This is a genomic window from Comamonas sp. BIGb0152 (genome assembly GCF_024809975.1).
Lineage (GTDB): Bacteria > Pseudomonadota > Gammaproteobacteria > Burkholderiales > Burkholderiaceae_C > Comamonas.
In genome coordinates, this window is record NZ_JANUDY010000007.1 from 1 (window position 1) to 16,362 (window position 16,362).

Genomic DNA, 16,362 nt, shown 5'->3' on the forward strand with positions numbered 1-16,362 from the left:
ATCGGCTGTTAATTTTTAAAGACCTAACCCAAGCGCCTTAGCCCCTGGATCCACTCCGCTGCAATCAGCGAAGCCTTGTATTGTAGCACAGCTTTTTGAACTGTTTGACAAAGTTTTCAGCGTCTTCGCTTGCCACCTTGTCAGCACCCCAAAAAAACAAACCTTGCGAACCGCCCTCTTTCGAGTCTGGCAGCTTTGCAAGGCATCGTGCTGTCGATAGACGCTATTGTATAGGCGTTTTCCCGGGGCGTCACGCAGTTGGCGAAAATTTCTGATTGAACAGCATCTCCATGACCTACCGATGACGATGCGAGCCTGAGGCAGCGCAGCGCTAGGCGCTGATCTCCCTGCAAAGAGGCATCCATCGGCGCGCACAGGATAATGGCGCCAACATGGCATTGATTACCTTATTAGACGCGCAGCTGGCCTTTGGCCACGTTGCCTTACTGGATCACGCAGACTTCGCCCTGGAGTCCCAGGAGCGGGTTGGCTTGATTGGCCGCAATGGCGCAGGCAAGTCTTCGTTGTTGAAGATTCTGGCAGGCATGGAGAAGGCCGATGACGGCAACCTCCAATTGCAAAACGGCATTCGCATTGCGTATGTGGCCCAGGAGCCCAACCTGAACCTGGAGCACACGGTGTTTGAAGCCGCCTCCCATGGGATGGCTGCTGTATCCGCTGTGCGTGACCGCTACTTTGCCGCCGAGGATGGCGAAGACCTAGATGCGCTGCAATCACAGATTGAGGCATTCGATGCCTGGAACTGGGAGCAGCGCGTGGAAGAGACCTTGCAGCGCCTGCATCTGGATCCCCAAGCCTTGGTCGGCAATCTGTCGGGCGGCGTGAAGAAGCGCGTGGCCTTGGCCCAGGCGCTGGTGCTGCGCCCGGACGTGCTGTTTCTCGATGAGCCGACCAACCACTTGGATCTGGACTCTATCGCCTGGCTGGAAGAGCTGCTCAAAGAGTTCAAGGGCAGCATCATCACCATCACCCACGATCGCTCCTTTCTGGATGCAGTGGCCACCCGCATTGTTGAGCTGGATCGCGGCCAACTGCGCAGCTACCCCGGCAACTTTGCGCAGTATGTGGTGCAAAAGCAGGAGCAGCTGGCCCAAGAGCTGGTGATCAATGCCAAGGCCGACAAATTGCTGGCCCAGGAGGAGATCTGGATCCGCAAGGGTGTGGAGGCACGCCGCACCCGCAGCCAAAGCCGGATCGAGCGGCTCAAGGTGATGCGCGGTGAGCATGCCGCACGGCGCAATGCCCAGGGCAGCGTCAAGATGGATATCGCCTCCGGTGCGGGCAATGGCTACCAGGGCAAGATCGTTGCGGAGCTGACCGATGTCAGCAAGCAATTTGGCGAAAGAACCATTGTGCGCAACTTCAGCACCACGGTGCTGCGCGGTGACAAGATTGGCCTGCTCGGCCCCAATGGCGCCGGCAAGACCACCTTGCTGAAGATGATTCTGGGCGAGTTGGCCGCAGACAGCGGCACGATCCGCCAAGGCGCCAATCTGCAGGTGGCTTATTTTGACCAGATGCGCGATGCCATCAATCTGGATGCCACCCTGGAAGACTTCATCAGCCCAGGCAGCGAGTGGATCGAGATTGGCAACCAGCGCAAGCATGTCAAAAGCTACCTGAGCGATTTCCTGTTTTCGCCAGCGCGTGCGCACTCGCCTGTGCGCTCCCTGTCCGGTGGCGAGCGCAACCGCTTGCTGCTGGCACGCCTGTTCGCCCGCCCGGCCAATGTGCTGGTGCTCGACGAGCCGACCAATGACCTGGATATCGACACCCTGGATTTGCTGGAAGACTTGCTGCAGCAGTACGACGGCACGGTGTTCCTAGTCAGCCATGACCGGACCTTCATGGACAACGTGGTCACCAGCATCATCGCCGCCGAAGGCGATGGCCATTGGCGTGAATACGAAGGCTCGGTGCAGGACTGGCTGATCCAGTCGCGCCGCTCACGCGAGATCGCCGAGCAGCGGGATGCCGCACAAGTCGGCAAGCTTGCCAAAGAGACCAAGGCCGCCGCAGCGGCACCAGCACCAGCTCCGTCCCCCGCCGCTGCCGCAGCGCCTGCTGCCCAGCCCAAGCGCAAGCTCAGCTACAAGGACCAGCGCGACCTGGACTTGCTGCCTGCCCGCATTGCGGAGCTGGAGACGGAGCAAAAGAGCATCCAGGCCAAGCTGGCCGATGGCAGCCTCTTCACCAAGGACTATGGCCAGGCCATGCAGTTGCAGCAGCGCGATACGGTGATTGAAGGAGAACTGCTGGAAGCCCTGATGCGCTGGGAAGAACTGGCGAGCTGATCGCGCGCCGCGCTGCACCCATCAGGGCTCAGCGCGGCATTTGCTCGGACTGCGGAAACTCCGCACGTACCCGCTGGTACACACGCCAGAAGCTCGCATCCTGCGTACAAGCGTAGTTGATGCGCATCAAGGTCGATGGCCGGCGGCTGGCATGGAACAGACTGCCAGGCGCGATCAGGTAGTTTTCATCGAGCATGCGCTGGGCCAGCACCTCGGTGTCCATGCCGGTCTCCACCCAGCCAAACATGCCTGCGGGCTCGGTGACAAACTGGCAACCGGCCTCCAGAGCCAGCGGCACACTGTGCTTGCGCGCCTGCACCAAATGGCTACGCATGCGCTCGATGTGCCGCCGCAGCTGGCCGTTCTCCATGCACAGCGCCATGGCGCGCTCCATCATCGCCGGGCTGGTCAAGGTGGACAGCAGCTTGGTGTCCAACATGCGGTCCACCAAATCCGGCGGCGCCACCATGTAGCCCACCCGCCAGTTGGGCGCCAGTATCTTGGCAAAACCACTCACATAGATGCTGCGCTTCAGGCCATCGAGCACACTGAGCCGGGTGGCATGCTCGGGTGCGATATGGCTGTAGGTGTCGTCCTCGACGATATAGAAATTAAAGGCCTGGGCCAGCTGCAGCACCTGGTGGGCCGCTGCCGGATGCAGGCTGTAGCTGGTGGGGTTATGCAGCACGCTGACGCTGACATAGAGCTTGGGCGCATGGGTTTCGCAGTAGTGGCGCATGACGGCCAGGTCCGGGCCATCGGGCCCACGTGGTACCGGCAGCACTTGCATGCCCAATGCGGCCAGGCGGGCAAACTCCACCGACCAGCCGGGCTCTTCCACCATCACCGCGTCGCCCGCCTTCAGCAAGGTGCGGCTGACAATATCCAAGGCTTGGGTCGCCCCCATGGTGGTCATGACCTGCTCGTAGCCCACCGGCAAACCCAGGCCCTTGAGCCGCTCGGCCAGCAATTGGCGCAGCAACTCATCGCCCATGGGCACGCCGTAGCTCCAGTGCATGGCATGCAGCGCGTCCGATCCCACCACCTTGCGCAGGGCCGATTGCAAAAACTGGTTCTGCAGCCATTCGGGCGGAAACATACCAGCCCCCGGTTGCGGATGCGTGGCCTTGTGCATCATGCCGCGGATCAGCGAGGTGGCATTGATGCGGGCCGACGCGGCCGGCAAGGACAGCGATACCGCGTCCTTCAAAGTCTTGCCCTTGGCCACAGGCGCTGCCGGCGAGGTGGACACCGCCGCCTTGGCCACATAGTCGCGCACATAAAAGCCGCGCTGGCGGCGGGCCTCCACCAGGCCCTGGGCCTGCAGCAAATCGTAGGCCGCCACCACCGTATAGGGGCTCACGTTTTGCTGGGCCGCACAGGCGCGCACCGAAGGCAGGCGCGCACCGGCCGGCAAAAGGCGCGAGCGGATGCGCTCGGCAAAGCGCGCCGCCAGTTGTTCGGTCAGGGTGTGGGTGGTATCGCGGGTCAGCATGGCCATAGGAGCGAGATGTACCGGTTTTGGCACCAATACAGTTCATGGTATTGATTTTCTGTCTGTACTGTAACTGTATTGCTATCAACGCTACATTATTTTGAGCAAGCCTGCGGACGCGCCCAGACTGTCACCACCGCAACCGGCCAGGCCCCCAGGCCCGCCGGACTGCGGCAGCAGCAGTGCATGATGAGAACCCCCCAAGGGCAGTGGATACGATCACCATGACAACGACAATGACCGCCGTAGAGTTCAGTGCATTCCTGGTTCTGGCCACGGCCATGAGCTTTACCCCCGGGCCCAACACCACCATGGCTGCGGCCATGGGCGCCAACTGGGGGCTCAAACCGGCGATGCGTTTTGTCTGGGGCGTGCCCATTGGCTGGGGTGCCTTGCTGCTGCTCTGCGCCAGCGGCGTTGGCGCGTTGGTCATGGCGGCGCCCGCACTCAAAGGCGCGATCAAAGCCATCGGCATTGTTTACCTGGTCTGGCTGGCCTACAAGCTCAGCCGCAGCGGCCAATTGGCCGAAACCAAGAACGGCCATCTGCTCGGTTTTTGGCAGGCTGTGGGCTTGCAGTTCGTCAACGTCAAAGCCTGGTTGTTGGCACTGGCCATTGTCGCGGGCTGGATTGTGGGCTTTCAGGACCCCCTGGCACGTCTCATCATTGTGCTGCCGATCATGCTTTTCTACGCCTTCGCCAGCAACTTGCTCTATGCCTCGGTCGGCGCGCTGCTGCGCAGCTGGCTGGCCCAGGGGCAACGTTTGCTCTGGTTCAACCGCGCGATGGCGCTGATCCTGGTGCTCACCGCTGTTTGGATGCTCAAGGCCTGAACCCGCGACGAAACCCAGCCCCTCAGCCCCCATGGCAAAGACAAGCAAAGCCAAACCGGCAGGCCCAAGAACAGGCCTGCCCCTGCAAACAACCATGCAGGCCAAAAGCCTGCCGGCAGTTGCCGCCCGCCGTGTGCCATCCCAGACGCCCGGCAACTGCCACCCTTGAAACCCCACGGTGGCCCTGCCCTGCACCCACCCCGGCCCGGGCACTGTCGCCCCGGCTGTACGTCAAAGAGATGAGGAAATGATGACGAACTGGACCTTGGCCAAACGCGCTGCCAGCATGAATCCATCCGTGATCCGCGAGATCCTGAAAGTGACCGAGAAGCCGGGCATCATCAGCCTGGCCGGTGGCCTGCCATCACCCAAGACCTTCCCGATCAGCGCCTTCAAGGAAGCAGCGGACAAGGTGCTGCTGCAAGACGGCGCATCCGCGCTGCAATACGCCGCCAGCGAAGGTTATGCCCCCTTGCGGGAGTTTGTGGCTAAGCAGCTGCCCTGGGACGTCAGCCCCGACCAGGTGCTGATCACCACCGGCTCACAGCAGGGCCTGGACCTGATGGGCAAGATCTTGCTCGATGAAGGCAGCCGCCTGCTGGTGGAGACCCCCACCTATCTGGGCGCCTTGCAGGCTTTCTCGCCCCAGCAGCCCGAGGTGGTGGGGGTGGACAGCGATGACCACGGCGTAGTCCCCGACGACCTGGCGCGCAAGGCCGGCGAAGGCGCGCACAAGGCACGCATGGTCTACCTGCTGCCCAACTTCCAAAACCCCACCGGTCGCAGCATGGACGAGGCCCGCCGCCAAGCGGTGGTCGAGCGCCTGACCACGCTGGGCATCCCCTTTCTGGAAGACAACCCCTACGGCGACCTGTGGTTTGACGAGGCACCGCCCGCCCCGCTGACGGCCCGCAACCCCGAAGGCGGCGTCTACCTGGGCTCCTTCTCGAAGGTGCTGGCACCGGGCCTGCGTCTGGGCTATGTGGTGGCGCCCAAGGCGATCTACAGCAAACTGCTGCAGGCCAAGCAAGCAGCCGATTTGCACACGCCCACCTTCAACCAGCGCATGGTGGCCGAAGTGGTGCAGAACGGCTTTCTCGACCAGCATGTGCCCACCATCCGCGCGCTGTACAAAAAGCAGCGCAATGCGATGCTGGCCGCGCTGGCCGAGCACTTCGCGGGTCTGGATGTGCAGTGGACCACGCCCACGGGCGGCATGTTCCTGTGGCTGCGCATGCCCGAGGGCGTGGACACCGTGGCCATGCTGCCGGCCGCCGTCGCGCGCAATGTGGCCTATGTGCCCGGCAGCGCCTTCTATGCCAGCCAGCCCGATCACCGCACGATGCGCCTGTCCTATGTGACCGCCTCGGAAGAGCAGATCCATATCGGCATCAAGGCGCTGGCCGATACCGTGCGGGCCACGCTGGCGGCCCGATAAGCCAAAGACAGGGCCAGGTGGTGCACCAAGCCACCTGCCCATTCCCACCCTGGCCTCCCGCTTTGTGCCGGGCGGCCACCTCGTTCCAAGGACAAACTATGCTGAAAATCTGGGGCCGTATCAGCTCAATCAATGTGCGCAAAGCCGTCTGGGCGGCGCAGGAAGTGGGAGTTCCATTTGAGCGCATAGACACCGGCGGCAAGTTCGGTGGCACACAGACGCCAGAGTACCTGGCCCGCAACCCCAACGCGATGGTGCCGGCCATCGAGGACGGTGAAGGCGCCATGCGGCTGACCCTGTTCGAGTCCAACGTGATCGTGCGCTACCTCTGCGCCCGCTACGCGCCCGGCGTGCTCTACCCGGCAGCGCTGGCCCAGCGCTTTGGTGCCGAGCGCTGGATGGACTGGCAGCAGACGACGATGAACCCCGCCGGGCGCGATGCCTTTATCCAGCTCATCCGCACCGCCCCCGCGCAGCGCGATGCACAAAAGATCGCCGCCTCCATTGCCGCGATGGAGCCCTTGCTGCAACTGCTGGACCGCCATCTGGCCAGCCACCCCTACCTGCAAGGCGCGCAGTTCAGCATGGCCGACATCCCCGTCGCCTGTGAGGTGCACCGCTGGTGGAACCTGCCTGCCGCCGCCTACCAGCGCCCCCATTACCCGCATGTGGAGCGCTGGTTTGCCGCGATGCAGGCCCGCCCAGCCAGCCGGGGCGTGCTGGACATCACGATCGAATAACCGCAGGCCCACCCGCCTCACCCGCCACCTACGCAGCGCGCCCCAGCGGCGCGCCCCGCCTTTTGTTGACACCCCAAGACCCGCCCGCCATGCAGCCACGCCGCTTTACCCAGCTCGATGTATTTGCCGACCATGCCTTGCAAGGCAATGCCCTTGCCGTGGTGCTGGATGGCGAAGGCATCAGCGATGCGGCGATGCTGGACTTTGCGCGCTGGACCAACCTGTCCGAAACCACCTTCTTGCTGCCGCCCACGGCCGAGGGGGCCGCCGGCGGCGCCGACTACCGCCTGCGCATCTTCACCCCGGCGGGGGAGCTGGCCTTTGCCGGCCACCCCACCCTGGGCAGCTGCCAGGCCTGGCTCAACGCGGGCGGCACACCGCGCCAAGCCCAGGTGGTGATGCAGGAATGTGCCAAGGGCCTGGTGCGTATCCAACGCTCGACCGCTGCAGACAATGCAGGCCCGGAAGGCCTGGCCTTTGCTGCGCCGCCGCTGCAGCGCAGCGAGGTGCCCGCCGGGGTGCAGGCGCAGGTGCTGGCCGCTCTGGCGCTGCAGGCCGATGACCTGGTGGCCGCACAGTGGCTGAACAATGGATCGCGCTGGATGGGCTTGCTGTTGCGCCATGCAGATGTGCTGCCGCGCGCCCAGCCCCATGCCGCTGCACTGCGGGCACTGGGTGTCAAGGCCGGCCTCTGCGCCATCCACGCGCCAGGCAATGGCAGCGGTGATGCCGAGCCCGTGCTGGAAGTGCGCGGCATCACCTTGACCGCCCACGGCATTGCCGAAGACCCCGCCACCGGCAGCCTCAATGCCAGCCTGGCCCAGTGGCTCAGCGCTGCGGGGCACCTGGCTTTGCCCTACCGCGTGCAGCAAGGCGCCGCCATGGGCCGTGCAGGTCGTATGCGTTTGGTCGCTGATGCGCAGGGCCAGATCTGGGTGCAGGGGCGGGTGCACAGCGTGGTCACCGGCCAAGTCGTTCTCTGAATACCGAAGAAAGGAAGCTCTTATGCGTACACGCGCCTTTATGCAGGTGGATGTGTTTTCCGAAACCGCCTACCGCGGCAACCCGCTGGCCGTGGTGCTCGATGGCGAAGGCCTGGGCGACGAGGCCATGCAGGCCTTTGCCCGCTGGACCAACCTGTCCGAAACCACCTTTTTGCTGCCCCCCACGCCCGAGGGGCGTGCCCAGGGTGCGGATTACCGGGTGCGCATCTTCACCCCCGGTGGTGAGCTGCCCTTTGCTGGCCACCCTACCTTGGGCAGCTGCCACGCCTGGTTGGCCGCCGGCGGCCAGCCGCAGCAAGCCGGCCGCGTGGTGCAGGAATGCGCCAAAGGCCTGGTGCCCTTGCAGCAAGACGCGCGCAATGGCAGGCTGGCCTTTGCCGCACCCGCGCTGATCCGCAGCGCTATTGCGGATGCCGAGCTGGCCCCGGTGCTGCAGGCCGCTGGCCTGCAGGCCAGCCAGGTGCTGGCCTGCCAAAAGCTCAACAACGGCCCCGTGTTCTGGGCCTTGTTGCTGGACGACCCTGATACCGTCCTGGCGCTGCAGCCCGATCTGACGGCGCTGCATGGCATGGGCATGGAATTGGCCGTGTCCGCGTTGTACCCGCAAGCGGGCAAGACGCTGATCGGCCGCGCCAGCCGCGAGGCCCGCGCTTTTGACAGCGCCTCGGGCCAGGCCAGCCGCCCACCGGAAGCCGATATCGAAGTGCGCGTCTGGTTCAACACCGGCGCCAGCCTCAGCGAAGACCCGATCACCGGCAGCCTCAATGCCAGCCTGGCCCAGTGGCTGCTGGCCGATGGGCATTTGCAAGCCCCCTATGTCGCCAGCCAGGGCATCAACCTGGACCGCAGCGGCACCGTCAATATCACCCAAGATACCGCAGGCCAGGTTTGGGTGGGCGGCCATGTCTCAGCGGGCGTTCAGGGCGAGGTGCTGCTGTGATCGGCGCCGGACTGGACCACCTGGTGGTCATGGCGACCAGCCTCGAAGAAGGCGTGGCCTGGTGCGAAGCGACCTTGGGCATAACCCCGGATGCCGGCGGGCAGCATGGCTTTATGGGCACCCACAACCGCCTGCTGCGCATCAGCAGCCCGGCCTTTGCGGCCAGCTACCTGGAGATCATCGCGATCGATCCCCAAGGCCAGGCGCCCAGCAACCACCGCCGCTGGTTTGACATGGACGACCCAGCCCTGCAGGCGCAGGTACGCAGCCAGGGGCCGCAGCTGACCCACTGGGTCGCGCGCGTCAGCGGCATCGCCCAGGCCACCGAGGCCTTGCACGTGCTGGGCCATGCCGCTGGCACACCCCAGGCCGCCAGCCGGCAAACGCCCCGGGGCCTGCTGGCCTGGCAGATTGGCCTGCGCCCCGATGGCCAGCGCCTGCTCCAAGGCCTGCTGCCCACCTTGATCGAATGGGGGGAGCAGCACCCCGCAGCCAGCCTGGCTGACAAGGGCATCGCCTTGCAGCAGCTGCAGTTGCTGCACCCCGATGCGCCAGCCCTGCAAAGCGCCTTGCAGGCGCTGGGCCTGGATGGCAACCCCGCCTTGCAGGTGATGCATGCCCCAAGCCCTGCGCTGGTGGCCCATTTACACACCCCGCAAGGCCCCGTGCAACTGCGCAGCACCGTCTGACCAGCCCTTCATCGCCCAACCTTCCTATCCTATGCAAGCCTTCTCCCTCCCCAACCTCGCCGAGATCGAGGCCGCCTCCCGCATCGTCTACCGTGAGTTCCAGGCCACGCCGCAGTACCGCTGGCAATTGCTGGGCGAGCGCCTGGGGGCTGAGTGCTGGCTCAAGCACGAGAACCACACGCCGGTGGGCGCCTTCAAGATTCGCGGAGGTCTGTCCTATTTCGCCCAGATGGCAGCGCGCGGCACCCTGCCCGCGCGAGTGATCAGCGCCACGCGCGGCAACCACGGCCAGAGCATTGCCTGGGCCGCGCGCAGCCATGGCGTGCGCTGCACCATCGTCGTGCCCCACGGCAACTCGGTAGAGAAGAACATGGCCATGCGCTCACTGGGCGCAGAGTTGGTCGAGCACGGGGATGACTTCCAGGCCGCCCGCGAGCATGCGATGGCCTTGGCCGAGCAAAGCGGTGCCCATATGGTGCCCAGCTACCACCCCGATCTGGTCAGCGGTGTCAGCACCTACTGGTGGGAGTTCTTGCGTGCCGTGCCCCATATGCAGATCGCCTATGTGCCCATTGGCCTGGGCTCGGGGGCTTGCTCTGCCATCGCGGCCAAGCTGGCCTTGCAGCACCCGGTGCGCATCGTCGGCGTGATCAGCACCGGTGCCACCACCTACCGCGATTCCATCGCCGCCGGTGAAGTGGTCGAGGCCGCAGTGAGCACCGAGATTGCCGACGGCATGGCCGTGCGCCGTGCCGACCCGCTCGCCCTGCCGGTGCTGCGCCAGCATCTGGACCACCTGGTGGCCGTCAGCGACGACGAGGTGCGCCAAGCCATGCGCTACCTGTTTACCGATACCCACAATGTGGCCGAAGGCGCCGGTGCCGGCGCGCTGGCCGCCGCGCTGCAAGAGCGCGAGCTGATCGCAGGCCAGACCGTGGGCCTGGCGCTGACCGGTGGCAATGTGGATGCCTCTGTGTTTGGACAGGTGCTGCGGGACTGAGCTTGCCCAGGCCTGCTCAGCGAGGGGGAACCGTCCACGCCAGCTGGTGGATCTCCTGCAGCAACAAGGCCAGTTGCTGGGCCGCCGCCTCCACCACTGCGCGGCCTTTGTCTGCCGTGGCACCCGCGGCATTGCCAACGGCGCCGCAGGGGTTGTAGTCCTCCATCGCCCAGCCCATCTTGGCGCTTTTGCCATTGCCCACAATCGCAAAGCGCCCTGCACGGTCTTGCGATGTGGAATGGAAACAGCCCGCCTGCGCCATGTCCACCTGCGCGGGCGAGAGGTGCAACATCATCGAGGTTTCCACCTCACCGCCATGGATGCCAAAGCGGTGCTCCTCGGCGCTGAACAGACCCGTCACCTCGGCCGGTAACGGCAGGCTGCCCCAGCTGCTGCTGTACACCAGCATGCCATGGGCCATGCGCAGCTCGCGCGCCACAATATCCATCACCGCCACCTGCCCGCCATGGGTGTTGAACATCAGCAGCTTGCGGATACCGGCGCGCGCCACCGCCTGGCCCAATGCGGTCCAGAGATCGATGATGAGCTTGGGCGGCAGGCTCAGGGTGCCGGGAAAGTTCAGATGCTCGGTGCTCAGGCCAATGTTCTGCGCGGGCAGCACCAGCACCGGCACATGGGCGGGCAGAAGCGGCATGGCGGCCGCCACAATGCCTTGCAGCAAAGTAGCATCGACGGAGACTGGCAAATGCGGACCATGCTGCTCCACCGCACCCACCGGCAGCACCGCTACCGTGCTGGCCGCCAGGCCGCTGGTCTGCGCCTGGGCAAATTCGCGCGTGCTGATATCTGCCCAGAAACGGGAAGACCAGGTGGCGACAGCAGGGTTTTCAGAGGCAGGCATGGGCATTCCAACAAACGGCCGGCACACCATGTGCCAGCGCAGCAGCTATCTTAGGCGATTGACCGGCGATGCGAGCCGCCCAGGTCAGGCGGCCTTCAACCGCCGGTACAAGGTCTGCCGGCTGATGCCCAGCAACTTGGCCGCCTGCGACACATTGCCCCGGCACTGCTGCAGCATCTGCGCGATGGCGGTGTGGGAAAGGGTTTTCAGATCAGTTGCTGGCAGGCTGGCCTGCTGCGGATGCGCCGCCAAAGAAGCGACGGCCATCGGCGCGCCTTCGCGGTAGCGCAGCAGCTCCTGCGCCAGATCATCCGAGAGCTGAGACCAGCCAATGCAATCCTCACCGGGCAGCAGCAGCGCCGATGCGGTCTGCAGCGCGTTGGCGTATTCGCGCAGATTGCCGGGCCAGGGGTAGTGCGCCATCGCAAAGGCCAGATCGGGGTGCAGCCGCACCGACTGGCCGGGGTTGAACTGGTCCAGCAAACGGCGCGTGATCGCCTCACGGTCGCTGCGCTCGCGCAAGGCAGGTAGCTGCAAGGCCAGGCCGTTGATGCGGTAGAACAGATCGGCCCGAAAGCGCCCCTGCGCCACGGCGTCGCGCAGCTGGTGGTGGGTGGCACAGACCAGCGCAAAGTCCAGCTGCTGGGCCTTGCCGCCGCCCAGCGGGGTGATGCTGCGCTCCTGCAGCACCCGCAGCAAACGGGTTTGCAGCGCCAGCGGCATATCGCCGATTTCATCGAGAAACAAGGTGCCGCCCTGGGCCTCGCGCAGGCGGCCCAACTGGCCATCGCGCCGGGCGCCGGTAAAGGCCCCGGATTCGTAGCCAAACAGCTCGGCCTCGATCAAATGCTCCGGAATGGCCGCGCAGTTGATCGCCACAAAAGGCGCTGCGTGGCGTGCGCTGCTGTTATGCAGCGCGCGCACAAACAGCTCCTTGCCCACACCGGATTCGCCCTGCACCAGCAAGGCAATGCCCTTGCCCCAGGTGCGCCGGCCGCGCTCGGCCGCAGCGCGCCAGCTGAGGTCGCCGGTATCCAGCTGGGCCAGTGCATCCGCTACCGGCAGCTGGGGCGCCGTAGCAGGCAGCGCCCGGCCCGCGCGCTCGCCTGGCAAGGCAGGCAGCGTATGTGCCATCTGTGCGGCTTGCGCAGCCTGGGGCAGCACCAGCCGTGCAAACACACTGCGCCCCGTGTGCAAAGCCGCCAGGTGCAGGCGCTCGGTTTGGGAGCGGCCGACAGCCAGCCAATCGCGCAGCGGCAGCGGACTGATGTCGTCCCAGTGCAGATGGCCCCAGTCGGCAACCGCAATCTTGAGGCTGTGCATGGCGGCGCGGTTGCCACCCAGCAGCAGGCCATCGGGCGCCAGCGCCAAAATGCCTTCTGCGGCGGTACCCACCCCTTCAGCCTGGGTGTGGAAATGCATGCGCCAGTCGCGCTGGTGGCGCGCGAGCAGCCAGCGGTTCTCGATCATGCGGGCCGCCGTGGTGGCCAGCCCCAAGGTATGGGCCTGGGCCAGGCGCTGGTCGCCAGAGATATCGAGCACCCCGAGCAACTGGCCTTGGGCGCTGAAGATGGGCGACGCGGCGCAGTTCAAAAAACTGTTGGCCTCCAGAAAATGCTCGGAGCCCTCCACGCGCAGCGGCGTGGCTTCCACCAGCGCCGTGCCAATGGCATTGGTGCCGCGCGCTTCTTCGGTCCATATCGCGCCACTGCGCAGCGCCACGCGCTCGGCCTTGTTCAGAAAAGGGGCGTCACCCAGGGTGTGCAGCAAGGTGCTTTGGGCATTGGCCAGGATGACCATGCTGTGGCTGTCCTGGATCTGCTCGAACACATAGTCCATCACCGGTCTGGCGATGGCCAGCAGGTCTTCGCTGCGGGTGAGCACCTGGCGCATCTCGGATCCCGTCAGCGGATCGCCGCCGGACACGCGGCCGACCGGCTGCACCCCCGCGCGCAGGCTGCGCTGCCAGGAGCTGGCAATGCGTGCCTGCACCGCCCCCGGCGGGCATTCACCATGTGCCAACAAATGCACCCGTGCCTGGCGCAGCACCTGGGAGGTGATCTGGGGATCCATGTTGTCTCCTTGCAAGCCTGTCTGCGCAGGCCCATGGGGACAGTATAGGAAAGCGGCCACGCGGGGTTGTTGCGAATAGCCATGCCGCTGTCCGACTGTTCCAGATTGGAACACCTGCATTGTCCGACCCTGTTCCAGCCCCTCGCGAAGCGGTCACCCAGATTGTGCCAAATCAAGCACTTGGCGCGCTGCAAAGCATGGCACGCATCTTGATATGTCTTATGTGACTCGTGCCCCTACCGGCTTGCCAGCGGCACGAATCAGCTTGAGCCATCCATATCCAAGGAGACAAACCATGCACTACGCATTCCCCGGCCAATCGGGCGCAAAAATCGCCTACAAAAAGCAGTACAACAACTTCATCGGCGGCCAGTGGAAGGCGCCAGTCAAGGGCCAGTACTTTGATGTGATCTCGCCCATCAACGGCCAGGTCTACACACAGGCCGCACGTTCGACCGCCGAAGACGTGGAGCTGGCACTGGATGCTGCCCATGCAGCAGCCGACGCCTGGGGCAAGCAATCAGCCACCGATCGCTCCAATGTGCTGCTGAAAATTGCCGACCGCATCGATGCCAACACCGAACTACTGGCCTACGCCGAGACGGTGGACAACGGCAAGGCCATCCGTGAAACGCTCAACGCTGATATTCCGCTGTCGGCTGACCACTTCCGCTACTTTGCCGGCGCACTGCGGGCGCAGGAAGGCGGCCTTAGCGAGATCGACAACACCACCGTGGCCTACCACTACCACGAGCCGCTGGGCGTCGTGGGCCAGATCATTCCCTGGAACTTCCCCATCCTGATGGCCGCCTGGAAGCTGGCACCCGCCATTGCTGCAGGCAACTGCGTGGTGCTCAAGCCGGCCGAATCCACCCCCATCAGCCTGCTGATCCTCATCGAGCTGATCGAAGACCTGCTGCCCGCTGGCGTGCTCAACGTGGTCAACGGCTTTGGCCGCGAAGCGGGCATGCCGCTGGCCAACAGCAAGCGCATTGCCAAGATTGCCTTTACCGGCTCGACCAGCACCGGCCGCGTCATCGCCCAGGCTGCTGCCAACAACCTGATCCCCGCGACGCTGGAGCTGGGCGGCAAGTCGCCCAATGTGTTCTTTGCCGATGTGATGGACCATGACGATGCCTTCCTCGACAAAGCGATTGAAGGCTTGGTGCTGTTTGCCTTCAACCAGGGCGAGGTCTGCACCTGCCCCAGCCGTGCACTGATCCATGAATCCATCTACGACCGCTTCATGGAAAAAGTGCTCAAGCGCATTGCCGCCATCAAGCACGGCAACCCGCTGGACACCGACAGCATGATGGGCGCGCAGGCCAGCAAGGAGCAGCTGATCAAGATCAGCAGCTACCTGGACCTGGGCCGCCAGGAAGGCGCCGAGGTGCTGATTGGCGGTGCAGAGGCCAAACTGGGTGGTGATCTGAGCGGCGGCTACTATGTGCAGCCCACGGTGTTCAAGGGCCACAACAAGATGCGCATCTTCCAGGAAGAGATCTTTGGTCCGGTCTTGGCGGTCACCACCTTCAAGACCGAAGAAGAAGCACTGGAGCTAGCCAACGACACCTTGTACGGTCTGGGCGCCGGCGTATGGACGCGCAACGGCAACCTGGCCTATCGCATGGGGCGCGCCATCAAGGCCGGCCGCGTGTGGACCAACTGCTACCACCACTACCCAGCGCACGCCGCCTTTGGCGGTTACAAAGAGTCGGGCATTGGCCGTGAGAACCACAAGATGATGCTCAACCACTACCAACAGACCAAGAATCTGCTGGTGTCCTACTCGGAAAACAAGCTGGGCTTCTTCTAATAGAAAGGTGTGCCAGGGCGGTGTGCCTGGCCCAAACTGCAGCCGTAGTTTGGGCCGGGGCCACGCACACCCGCCTTTGCAAACCCACCCACCGAGGCAGGCGCAGCCAACCCTGGCCAGCCATCTCAGGAGACAGCAACATGGTTGTGGAAAAAGTGGTGGCCACGCCGGCCGCGCAAGCGCTGATCGCGCTGCTCAAGGACAAACATGGCCCGGGCCTGATGTTTCACCAATCGGGCGGCTGCTGCGACAACAGCGCAGCCAACTGCTATTTGCTGGGCGAGCTGACCATTGGCCAGGGCGATGTCTACCTGGGCGATATTGGAGGCTGCCCGTTTTACATGAGCACCTCCCAGTACGCGTACTGGAAGCACACCCAGCTCATCATCGATGTGATCGACACCCACGGCGGCGGCACTTTCTCGCTCGAAGGCCCTGAGGGCAAGGCCTTCCACACGCGCTCCCGCGTCTTCAGCGACGAGGAGTTGGCGGCACTGCAGCAACAGGACGCACAAGGCATTGCAAACAATGCGCAGTCCTAGGTCATGGCAAGCGCTGCGTCTACTGCACAACAATGGTGCAAAAATAGAAATATTCTTTTTTATTCAATAGGTTAATCAATAACCATGGGTACAGGCTGGTGAAATTGTTGCAATGCAGCATTCTTCAAAGCTTTCTACAATTTCCACTGTACTAACCCACTGTGGATGCCATGACTGCCAAATACACTACCCATGCCAAGGTCCAGAATCTGGCCACCAAAAGCCTGGAGCTCAGCTTGGCTGCTCCCCAGGTAGTCGCCCAACGTGTCGGCCGCATGATGCTCGCCGGCAGCCAGCCTTCAGCCCGCGACCAGCAAGAGTTCTACCGCATGGGCAACGAGAAGGTCACCGCCTTTTACGAATCCTGGATGGGCATGTGGACCCAGGCCTGCACGGCCTACTGGCAAACCGCCGCCAGCCTGTGCACAACCTCTGGGCTGCTCACCCCCAGCAGCAGCAACCCGCTGGCTGCCTTTGGTGTGGGCAAGGCCACTTCGCGCATGGTCACGCAGCAGGTGCGGGCCGTCACAGATGTGCTCAACGCTGGCATCACGCCCGTCCATGCCAAGGCAGTCAGCAATGCCAAGCGCCTGTCGCACACACCACGCTCCTGAG

14 protein-coding genes are annotated in these 16,362 nt (G+C 64.2%); 11 read left to right on the forward strand and 3 right to left on the reverse strand.

Annotation, left to right across the window (positions count from 1 at the left end; genetic code table 11):
- The first annotated feature begins 392 nt into the window (after positions 1 to 392).
- Positions 393 to 2,315, forward strand: coding sequence for an ATP-binding cassette domain-containing protein (locus M2375_RS14350; RefSeq protein ID WP_259168330.1), 1,923 nt, complete (start codon positions 393 to 395; stop codon positions 2,313 to 2,315).
- 28 nt (positions 2,316 to 2,343) lie between these two features.
- On the opposite strand, the gene M2375_RS14355 is transcribed toward M2375_RS14350, so the two are convergent.
- The gene (locus tag M2375_RS14355) at positions 2,344 to 3,810 is read right to left on the reverse strand and encodes a PLP-dependent aminotransferase family protein (protein ID WP_259168749.1); all 1,467 of its coding nucleotides are present in this window, start codon (positions 3,808 to 3,810) and stop codon (positions 2,344 to 2,346) included.
- Between the two features lie 236 nt (positions 3,811 to 4,046).
- On the opposite strand from M2375_RS14355, the gene M2375_RS14360 reads away from it, so the two are divergent.
- The 7 genes from M2375_RS14360 to M2375_RS14390 all read left to right on the forward strand — a co-directional run bounded on the left by M2375_RS14360 (position 4,047) and on the right by M2375_RS14390 (position 10,454).
- Entirely contained in the window at positions 4,047 to 4,643 is a 597-nt protein-coding gene (locus M2375_RS14360; protein WP_259168750.1) for a LysE family translocator, read from the forward strand.
- A 250-nt stretch (positions 4,644 to 4,893) separates the two neighbouring features.
- Positions 4,894 to 6,081, forward strand: coding sequence for a PLP-dependent aminotransferase family protein (locus M2375_RS14365; protein WP_259168331.1), 1,188 nt, complete (start codon positions 4,894 to 4,896; stop codon positions 6,079 to 6,081).
- Positions 6,082 to 6,179: 98 nt separating this feature from the next.
- Positions 6,180 to 6,821, forward strand: coding sequence for a glutathione S-transferase (locus M2375_RS14370; RefSeq protein ID WP_259168332.1), 642 nt, complete (start codon positions 6,180 to 6,182; stop codon positions 6,819 to 6,821).
- Between the two features lie 89 nt (positions 6,822 to 6,910).
- Positions 6,911 to 7,804, forward strand: a complete 894-nt coding sequence (locus M2375_RS14375; RefSeq protein ID WP_259168333.1) for a PhzF family phenazine biosynthesis protein — start codon at positions 6,911 to 6,913, stop codon at positions 7,802 to 7,804.
- A gap of 22 nt (positions 7,805 to 7,826) precedes the next feature.
- Positions 7,827 to 8,765, forward strand: a complete 939-nt coding sequence (locus tag M2375_RS14380) for a PhzF family phenazine biosynthesis protein (RefSeq protein ID WP_259168334.1) — start codon at positions 7,827 to 7,829, stop codon at positions 8,763 to 8,765.
- Positions 8,762 to 9,454 carry a VOC family protein gene (locus tag M2375_RS14385; RefSeq protein WP_310473179.1) on the forward strand — a complete coding sequence of 231 codons (693 nt, stop codon included), beginning with the start codon at positions 8,762 to 8,764 and terminating at the stop codon, positions 9,452 to 9,454. Before M2375_RS14380 ends, M2375_RS14385 begins: the two co-directional genes overlap by 4 nt.
- A gap of 31 nt (positions 9,455 to 9,485) precedes the next feature.
- Positions 9,486 to 10,454, forward strand: a complete 969-nt coding sequence (locus M2375_RS14390) for a threonine dehydratase (RefSeq protein WP_259168335.1) — start codon at positions 9,486 to 9,488, stop codon at positions 10,452 to 10,454.
- Positions 10,455 to 10,470: 16 nt separating this feature from the next.
- Here the strand turns inward: M2375_RS14390 and M2375_RS14395 are convergent, their stop codons facing one another.
- Both M2375_RS14395 and M2375_RS14400 read right to left on the reverse strand, forming a co-directional pair.
- Positions 10,471 to 11,316, reverse strand: a complete 846-nt coding sequence (locus M2375_RS14395; protein ID WP_259168336.1) for a creatininase family protein — start codon at positions 11,314 to 11,316, stop codon at positions 10,471 to 10,473.
- 84 nt (positions 11,317 to 11,400) lie between these two features.
- The gene (locus M2375_RS14400) at positions 11,401 to 13,389 is read right to left on the reverse strand and encodes a sigma-54-dependent Fis family transcriptional regulator (RefSeq protein ID WP_259168337.1); all 1,989 of its coding nucleotides are present in this window, start codon (positions 13,387 to 13,389) and stop codon (positions 11,401 to 11,403) included.
- A 295-nt stretch (positions 13,390 to 13,684) separates the two neighbouring features.
- Here M2375_RS14400 and M2375_RS14405 point away from each other — a divergent pair, with 295 nt between their 5' ends.
- From M2375_RS14405 to M2375_RS14415, 3 genes are all read left to right on the forward strand, one after another.
- Positions 13,685 to 15,205, forward strand: a complete 1,521-nt coding sequence (locus M2375_RS14405; RefSeq protein ID WP_259168338.1) for an aldehyde dehydrogenase family protein — start codon at positions 13,685 to 13,687, stop codon at positions 15,203 to 15,205.
- Between the two features lie 140 nt (positions 15,206 to 15,345).
- Positions 15,346 to 15,747 (forward strand): DUF779 domain-containing protein, encoded by a 402-nt coding sequence (locus tag M2375_RS14410; protein ID WP_027011387.1) that lies wholly within the window; start codon positions 15,346 to 15,348, stop codon positions 15,745 to 15,747.
- Positions 15,748 to 15,917: 170 nt separating this feature from the next.
- Complete coding sequence (locus M2375_RS14415; protein WP_259168339.1) at positions 15,918 to 16,361, forward strand: polyhydroxyalkanoate granule-associated phasin; 444 nt, start codon at positions 15,918 to 15,920, stop codon at positions 16,359 to 16,361.
- The last annotated feature ends 1 nt before the right edge of the window (position 16,362 follow it).